The sequence below is a fragment of the Burkholderia sp. E168m15 genome (assembly GCF_016586105.1).
In the GTDB taxonomy this organism is placed as follows: domain Bacteria; phylum Pseudomonadota; class Gammaproteobacteria; order Burkholderiales; family Burkholderiaceae; genus Burkholderia; species Burkholderia orbicola.
Genome location: NZ_BCPO01000178.1, coordinates 1 through 6917, shown reverse-complemented (window position 1 = coordinate 6917; position 6917 = coordinate 1). Strand labels below are relative to the sequence as shown.

The 6917-nt window shown below is 65.8% G+C and carries 9 protein-coding genes and 1 pseudogene; 3 read left to right on the top strand and 7 right to left on the bottom strand.

Features of this window, described 5'->3' with window-relative positions; genetic code table 11:
- A pseudogene (locus JMF86_RS28600) lies at positions 1-227 on the bottom strand (hypothetical protein); the annotation flags it as partial.
- Positions 228-240: 13 nt separating this feature from the next.
- The gene (locus JMF86_RS28595) at positions 241-567 is read right to left on the bottom strand and encodes a hypothetical protein (RefSeq protein WP_012339266.1); all 327 of its coding nucleotides are present in this window, start codon (positions 565-567) and stop codon (positions 241-243) included.
- A gap of 469 nt (positions 568-1036) precedes the next feature.
- Here JMF86_RS28595 and JMF86_RS28590 point away from each other — a divergent pair, with 469 nt between their 5' ends.
- From JMF86_RS28590 to JMF86_RS28580, 3 genes are read left to right on the top strand one after another with little or no spacing between them, the layout of a single operon-like run.
- Entirely contained in the window at positions 1037-2449 is a 1413-nt protein-coding gene (locus JMF86_RS28590) for a cytochrome ubiquinol oxidase subunit I (protein ID WP_011694879.1), read from the top strand.
- Positions 2450-2478: 29 nt separating this feature from the next.
- Entirely contained in the window at positions 2479-3486 is a 1008-nt protein-coding gene (cydB, locus tag JMF86_RS28585; protein WP_011548943.1) for a cytochrome d ubiquinol oxidase subunit II, read from the top strand.
- Positions 3458-3637 carry a hypothetical protein gene (locus JMF86_RS28580; RefSeq protein WP_011548942.1) on the top strand — a complete coding sequence of 60 codons (180 nt, stop codon included), beginning with the start codon at positions 3458-3460 and terminating at the stop codon, positions 3635-3637. The genes cydB and JMF86_RS28580 overlap by 29 nt, the downstream gene beginning before the upstream one ends.
- Positions 3638-3759: 122 nt before the next feature.
- Here the strand turns inward: JMF86_RS28580 and JMF86_RS28575 are convergent, their stop codons facing one another.
- The 5 genes from JMF86_RS28575 to JMF86_RS28555 form a co-directional block, all read right to left on the bottom strand.
- A complete protein-coding gene (locus tag JMF86_RS28575; protein WP_006480347.1) occupies positions 3760-4044 on the bottom strand; it encodes a helix-turn-helix domain-containing protein in 285 nt (94 codons plus the stop codon).
- A gap of 14 nt (positions 4045-4058) precedes the next feature.
- Positions 4059-5375, bottom strand: coding sequence for a type II toxin-antitoxin system HipA family toxin (locus JMF86_RS28570; RefSeq protein ID WP_011548941.1), 1317 nt, complete (start codon positions 5373-5375; stop codon positions 4059-4061).
- A gap of 120 nt (positions 5376-5495) precedes the next feature.
- Entirely contained in the window at positions 5496-5690 is a 195-nt protein-coding gene (locus JMF86_RS28565) for a YqaE/Pmp3 family membrane protein (RefSeq protein ID WP_006480346.1), read from the bottom strand.
- 121 nt (positions 5691-5811) lie between these two features.
- The gene (locus JMF86_RS28560) at positions 5812-6267 is read right to left on the bottom strand and encodes a TIGR00725 family protein (protein WP_085962325.1); all 456 of its coding nucleotides are present in this window, start codon (positions 6265-6267) and stop codon (positions 5812-5814) included.
- 76 nt (positions 6268-6343) lie between these two features.
- A partial coding sequence (locus JMF86_RS28555) for an ABC transporter permease (RefSeq protein WP_201317184.1) occupies positions 6344-6917 on the bottom strand: 574 nt, incomplete at its 5' end.

Genomic DNA, 6917 nt, shown 5'->3' with positions numbered 1-6917 from the left:
CTGCCGACCGCGCTCGCGGTCGACGCCTGCCCGGCGCTCACGCCGCCCGATTGCTCGAACGCGTACTGCCGGCAACTGCCGTCGTCGGCACGGAACTGGTCGAACGACTTGCCGGTGCCCGGCAGCGCCATCACGCTCGGGCCGGTCGGCAGGTAGGCGCACGCACCGAGCAGCGCGGCGAGCGACAGTACCGCCGGCACGCGCAGCGGTCGAAATACGGTTTTCATCGTTGCGCCTCCGTCACTGCGGCCGCGCCGGCACCGAGCGCCAGCCCGACTTGCAGGTCTTCACGTACGGGTAGTAATGCTTCGACGCGTCGCAGTAGTACCAGAGGTTCGCGTCGCCGTTGTCCTGCGGCTGCCCCTGCTCGACATACTCGGGCGGCGGCGGCGGAGCGACCGGCACCGCGACGACGGGTGGCGGGTAGTAGTAAGGCGCAGGGACGACCGGGGCGTAATACGGGTAGCCGGGGCCGATATAGACCCCGACCCGGGCGGCATGCGCCACGCCGCCCGTCGCGACCGCCACCGCAGCCGCCGCGCCCAGTGCGAGCTTCAATCCATTCACGTCACGTTCTCCGGCTGGCCGGTTCGCCGATGCGAACCCGGCATCCCGAACGCTACGCCGCACGCGATCCGGCATCCATTACGAGCGAGCGCGCGAATGTTGCGCGACGTTACCCGTGTGACAAACGGCCCCGCCCGTCCGGACGGTCGCGTTACGCGCTAACGGATCGAAACCGATCGCCGTCCCGGCATGCGGTTGGCGCATGCGCAAAACCGTTCCAATGACGCGACGCGCCATATTGACGCACGTGCGTCAGACCGCCACGCCGCGACCGCACGCACTGCGAACGACCTTCTTGATACGAATCAACGATTTATCCCGAAATCGCGCGCGACGGGCTGTACATCTGCGACGAGTTGGCGCATTTCGCGGTGCAACATCACGGCCCATACTCCAGCCAACCCCGACGCCTGTCCGCCGGGGTCCGCCGGCACCCGCCGGCGGGTATCGTCAGCTTCGGTCATCTGGTATGGACACCGCACTTTCGGCCCTCGATCTGGCCCGCCTGCAATTCGCGTTCACCGTCTCCTTTCACATCGTCTTCCCGGCGCTGAGCATCGGCCTCGCCAGCTTCATCGCCGTGCTCGAATATCGCTGGCTGAAGACCGGCAAGCAGTACTACAAGACCCTCTGCCTGTTCTGGTCGAAGATCTTCGCGGTCGCGTTCGGAATGGGCGTCGTGTCCGGCGTCGTGATGAGCTATCAGTTCGGCACCAACTGGTCGGGCTTCTCGAGCTTCGCCGGCGCCGTCACCGGCCCGCTGCTGATGTACGAGGTCATGACCGCGTTCTTCCTCGAGGCCGGCTTCCTCGGCATCATGCTGTTCGGCTGGAACCGCGTGAGCCCGCGCGCGCACTTCGGCGCGACGCTGATGGTCGCGATCGGCACGCTGATCTCGACGTTCTGGATCCTCGCGTCGAACAGCTGGATGCAGACGCCGCAGGGCTTCGAGATCGTCGACGGCCGCGTCGTGCCGACCGACTGGTTCGCGATCATCTTCAACCCGTCGTTCCCGTACCGCCTGTTCCACATGGCGATCGCCGCGTTCATCGTCGCCGCGCTCGTGGTGGCCGCGACCGGCGCGTGGCACCTGCTGAAGGGCCGCCGCGACAAGGGCGTGAAGAAGATGTTCTCGATGGCGCTGTGGCTGCTGCTGGTGCTCGCGCCGCTGCAGGCCGTGATCGGCGACCAGCACGGCATCAACACGCTGAAGCACCAGCCCGCGAAGATCGCCGCGATCGAGGGGCTGTGGGAAACCGAGAAGGGCGGCACCGCGCTCAACCTGTTCGGCATTCCGGACATGCAGGCGGAAACGACCCGCTACGCGGTGAAGGTGCCGCACCTCGGCAGCCTGATCCTCACGCACAGCTGGGACGGCGAGATCCGCGGGCTGAAGGACTTCCCGCCGCAAGACCGCCCGAATTCGACGGTCGTGTTCTGGAGCTTCCGGATCATGGTCGGCCTCGGCTTCGCGATGATCGGCCTCGCCGCGCTCGCGTGGCTGCTGCGCCGCCGCGGCCGCCTGTATGAATCGAAGTGGTTCCAACGCTTCGCGCTCGTGATGGGCCCGACCGGTTTCGTGTCGCTGCTCGCGGGCTGGGTCACGACCGAAGCCGGCCGCCAGCCGTGGGTCGTGTATGGCGTGATGCGCACCGCGCAGGCCGTGTCGCCGCTGTCGGTGCAGCAGGTCAGCCTGTCGATGATGACGTTCGTGATCGTGTACTTCCTCGTGTTCGGCACCGGCGTGTACTACATGCTGAAGCTGATGAAGGCCGGCCCCGCGCTGCCCGACGTCGAGCACGACGATAAACCGGACACGCGCCCCGATCACACCGCGCGCCGCCCGATGTCCGCCGTCGACGAGCTGATCGAGACCGTCTGAGCCTACCCCATTCGCAAACGAGAAAACCTATGGACGTCACCGTAATCTGGGCCGCAATCATCGCATTGGGGCTCTTCATGTACGTCGTGCTCGACGGCTTCGACCTCGGCATCGGCATCGTCTTCCCGTTCTTCCCGGACGAAAAGGAACGCGACCTGATGATGAACACGGTCGCGCCCGTGTGGGACGGCAACGAGACGTGGCTCGTGCTCGGCGGCGCCGGGCTGTTCGCCGTGTTCCCGATCGTCTATTCGACCGTGCTGTCGGCGCTGTACCTGCCGCTGATCTTCATGCTGGTGTGCCTGATCTTCCGCGGCGTGTCGTTCGAGATCCGCGCGAAGGCGCGGCGCACGAAGCAGCTGTGGGATCTCGCGTTCATCGGCGGCTCGGCCGGCGCGACGCTGTTCCAGGGCATCGCGCTCGGCGCGTTCCTGCAGGGCATCGACGTGAAGGACGGCGTGTACGCGGGCGGTGCGTTCGACTGGCTCACGCCGTTCAGCCTGCTGACCGGCCTCGGCCTGATCGTGACATACGCGCTGCTCGGCTGCTGCTGGCTCGTCGCGAAGACCGAAGGCGACCTGCAGCGCCGCCTGCATCGCGTCGTGTGGCCGCTGACCGTCGTGCTGCTCGGCTTCATCGCGATCGTCAGCCTTTGGACGCCGCTGCAGGACCCGGCCATCGCGCAGCGCTGGTTCGAATCGGGCCTGTTCTGGCGCCTGCTGCCGGTGCCGTTCCTGGTCGCCGCGTGCGCGGTGTGGATGCGCCGCGCGGTGCGCGACCGGCACGACATGACGCCGTTCGTGCTCGCGCTGGCGCTGGTGCTGCTCGGCTACGTCGGCCTGCTCGTCACGCTGTTCCCGTATGCGATTCCTCAGACGATGACGATCTGGGAAGCGGCGGCGCCGCGTTCGAGCCAGACCTTCACGCTGGTCGGCGCAGCGGTTATCCTCCCGATCATCATCGCCTACACGACGATGGGTTATTGGGTATTCCGAGGCAAGGTGCGCCATGAAGACCAGCATTACTACCACCACTGATTCCACCGCCGGCCAGCCCGAGGCGCCGCGGCTGCGGATGCGCGGCTGGATGTGGTTCGTCGTTCTGTGGGCGGGCGGCGTGGTCGGCGCCGTCACGCTCGGCTATGCGTTCAAGATCTTCATGAACCTGACGCTGTTTGCGGTGAAGTAGGCGGAGCGGCCGCCCGGTCGAACGATGGACCGGGCGGCCGTTTTGTCGTTGGGCCGCGGCTTCGGCTGGCTGCAGCAAGCGCCGCAATAACGAGGGACCCGCGGACGACACGTCCCGCCCGGCTATGGGCTCTGTCGCACCACACCCAATTTAAGCCCCAGCATGCCGAAGATGCGATTCATCGTCTGTACCGTCCCGTCGCTGCGACCCTGCTCGATATCTTGAATCGTCTTGGTCGACACGCCGGCCAGCTTGGCCACTTCGGCACTCGTCAACCGCATCGTCTTCTTCAAATGACGCACCGATTCGCGCAGCGTCCATTCAGGGTGTGCAAGAACCTCCTCGACCGCTTGCCGCCGCAGTGCGAGCTGCTCGGGAAGCGGCATCGTGTTATAGCGTTTGTCCATGGTGCCATCCCCGCTTAGCGCAGCGCATCCAGTTCGCGCGCAAACCGCTCCAGGCCCGGTTTAAGAAAGGCATGCACATCGGGCTCCAACCCAAGATCCGTTCCTTGATCGGCGATCTCCTGTAGGCGCGGTGCCATTGCCCGCAGCCGCGTCTGCAGTGCATCGCGATCAAGCTCGGGGCGCTCGCTCCCCGCCCAGGATTCGCTCGACCGGACCACCGTGTCGAGCACTCTCGCCCAGTCCGGCCGGCCACCGTCATTTCCCTCCCAGCGAATGCGTCGGGCAATGCCATCGGGATGCAGATACATCGGCGCAAAGTCGAAAAGCGGCGTCAACGCAATGCGCCCTTGGAAATCGCGTTGCAACGCGGTGTTTCGCGCATGATTGTCCTTATTGCCCAACGCAAGATTGGCGACGTCGCGACACAAGTACTCCGCAACCTCGGCCTGGGGATCGGTACATTGCCGTACGAGATGCGCGCATACCTCGTCGTGACTCGGCACGACGCCGAAGCCGGCTTTGCCCGTCAACGAAGCAATGCTTTCCTGGGCGAACCGGACAACGCCGTCACCCACTCGCGCGCGATCGAACCGCGGAATGAACAGCGCCCGATCACGCAGCGTCAGCGGTGCATGCACGCGCAGACCGAGACGCCGGGCCAACGCCATGTAGGGTGCTTCGTGGCGCAGAATCTGTGCAAGACGCTCGTTGCTGCCGCGTCCGAACTTGACGATGTAGTGTGCAACCGCACGCTCGTCGGGCAGCGTGTGATCGAGATAGAGCAGCCCATCGTCGGCGCGGGTCAGCAATAGCTTCGGCCATTCACCCTGCACGCCGGAAGAGCCTGCAACGAAGAATCCGTGTTCGGCGAGATACTCGCTGAATGCGTCTCCGCGCATGGCCACTTCGTCGTCCGTGAAACCGTGCTGCGGCCCTTGTCGCTCGGCGAGCCACTGGGCGGCTTCCTTGATTCGCAGATTGCCGATCGAATTACCGGCTCCCGCCAGCAGTAAGGGCCAGTCGGCTCGCTCCTCCGCCGTTTCCGGCAAATCGAGGCGGCGCAACAGTTCCTGGCGACCGAAACCCTGGGGCAACAAATCGATCAGGAAAACCGGCCAATGGGATGTCACCAGCGGCTCGAGTTCGACGGGAAAGGTGCACGACATCGCATGCGCATCGCGCGCAGCCTGATGACGGACGATCCATTCAACGCCGTAGCCCGAGTAGGCGCGAGCGCGCCATCCTTCGTCAGGCTCGCCGAACAAGATGACGCTGCCGATGTCGTGCCAGTGACCGGCGGCGTGAAGCTGAATGGTGCAGGAATTCGTCATTTCGGCAAAAATCTATACATATCATGCCCCCTCGATATGAATAAAATATATAAATTTCTACCGAAATGCAAACTACTCGGCCGAACTACCCCGAAAGAGTTCTGATGCGCTCATTGCGCCTCAGCCCCGCCCGCGCAACGCCGCGTCGATCTTCCGATCGGTCTTGTACTGACTCAGCGCGTACACCGACCAGATCGCGGCCGGCAGCCAGCCGATGATCGTGAGTTGCAGGAGCAGGCAAATGATCCCGGCGATCGGGCGACCGATCGTGAAGAACTGGAACCACGGGAGCAGCAGGGCAAGCAGTAGGCGCATGAACGATCCTCTCGGTACGTCGTTGAACGGGTGACACCCGGCCAATATGGCGGGTTGCGCGCCCCGTTTCAAGCCCGCGCACGATGCTCGCCGGGCAAAGCCCTGTGCCGACGCCCGCGCGCTACGCGAAATCGGCCAGCCATTGCGCGACCCGCAGGACGAGCCCGTCCGCTTCGTCGAAGCACTCGACGCCCGCGACCTGCGGCGCACCGCAGATCGTGAACACCGGCTTGCCCCACTGCAACCCGAGCGCGATTTCGGACAGCGTGCCGAGCCCGCCGCCCACCGCGATCAGGCACACCGACGCACGCGCGACCAGCGCATTGCGCGTGATGCCGAGCCCGGTCGGCAGCGCGACGCTCAGGTACGGATTCGCCAGCGTCGCATCGTCTTCGGGCAACAGCCCGATCGCGCAGCCGCCGGCCGCGTGCGCACCGCGCGCGGCGGCCTCCATCACGCCCTGCTTGCCGCCGCCGACGAGCGCGATACCCGTGGCCGCCACCGCATGCGCGATCCGCTCCGCGACCCGCATCTGTTCATCCGTCGCATCGCGCGGGCCGATCACGCCGACCGGCATCCGGTGCCGGTGCGTGCCGCGTTGCCGTTGCGCGAGTCGTGCGAGCGCGTCGCGTGCCGGTTCGGACCACGCGCATTCAATGACGTCGTTGGCGAACAAGACCTTCCCCTAGTGCCAAAACGCAGGTACAGATGGCCGTCAGCACGATCGACAGCACGGCCGCCTGCGAGAAATCGGTTTGCCCGTCCGACAGCTTCAAATACATCAGCAGCGGCAGGATGTTGATCTGCGTACCGGCCAGCGCGAGCGCCGTGCCGTACGTGCCGAGCGCGATCGCGGTCACGAGGCACCATGCGGATGCGACCGACGGCCACAGTTCGCGCCACGCGACGTCGAGCCATGCGCGCCACGGTCGCGCGCCGAGCGTCAGCGCCGCTTCGAGCGGCCGCCGGTCGAGATTCGCGAGCGTGGGATAGATCATCAGCGCGACGCGCGGGATCAGGTAGTACGCATAGGCGACCGCGAGCCCCGGCATCGTATAGATCGCGCCGCCGACCACGGTCGGATCGGCGCCCAGCGCGGCCAGCAGCGTGGTCACGAAGCCCGCGCGGCCGAATGCGAGGATGAACCCGTACGCGATCACCAGCCCGGAAAACGCCAGCGGCACGCCGAGCAGCGCGAGCGACCAGTGGCGACGGGCCGGCGACTGT

Bases quoted from the DNA above. Each gene is read 5' to 3' on its own strand.
- JMF86_RS28590 (WP_011694879.1), top strand. From the start codon at position 1,037: ATGGACACCGCACTTTCGGCCCTCGATCTGGCCCGCCTGCAATTCGCG.
- cydB (WP_011548943.1), top strand. From the start codon at position 2,479: ATGGACGTCACCGTAATCTGGGCCGCAATCATCGCATTGGGGCTCTTC.
- JMF86_RS28580 (WP_011548942.1), top strand. From the start codon at position 3,458: ATGAAGACCAGCATTACTACCACCACTGATTCCACCGCCGGCCAGCCC.
- JMF86_RS28575 (WP_006480347.1), bottom strand. From the start codon at position 4,044: ATGGACAAACGCTATAACACGATGCCGCTTCCCGAGCAGCTCGCACTG.
- JMF86_RS28570 (WP_011548941.1), bottom strand. From the start codon at position 5,375: ATGACGAATTCCTGCACCATTCAGCTTCACGCCGCCGGTCACTGGCAC.
- JMF86_RS28565 (WP_006480346.1), bottom strand. From the start codon at position 5,690: ATGCGCCTACTGCTTGCCCTGCTGCTCCCGTGGTTCCAGTTCTTCACG.
- JMF86_RS28560 (WP_085962325.1), bottom strand. From the start codon at position 6,267: ATGCCGGTCGGCGTGATCGGCCCGCGCGATGCGACGGATGAACAGATG.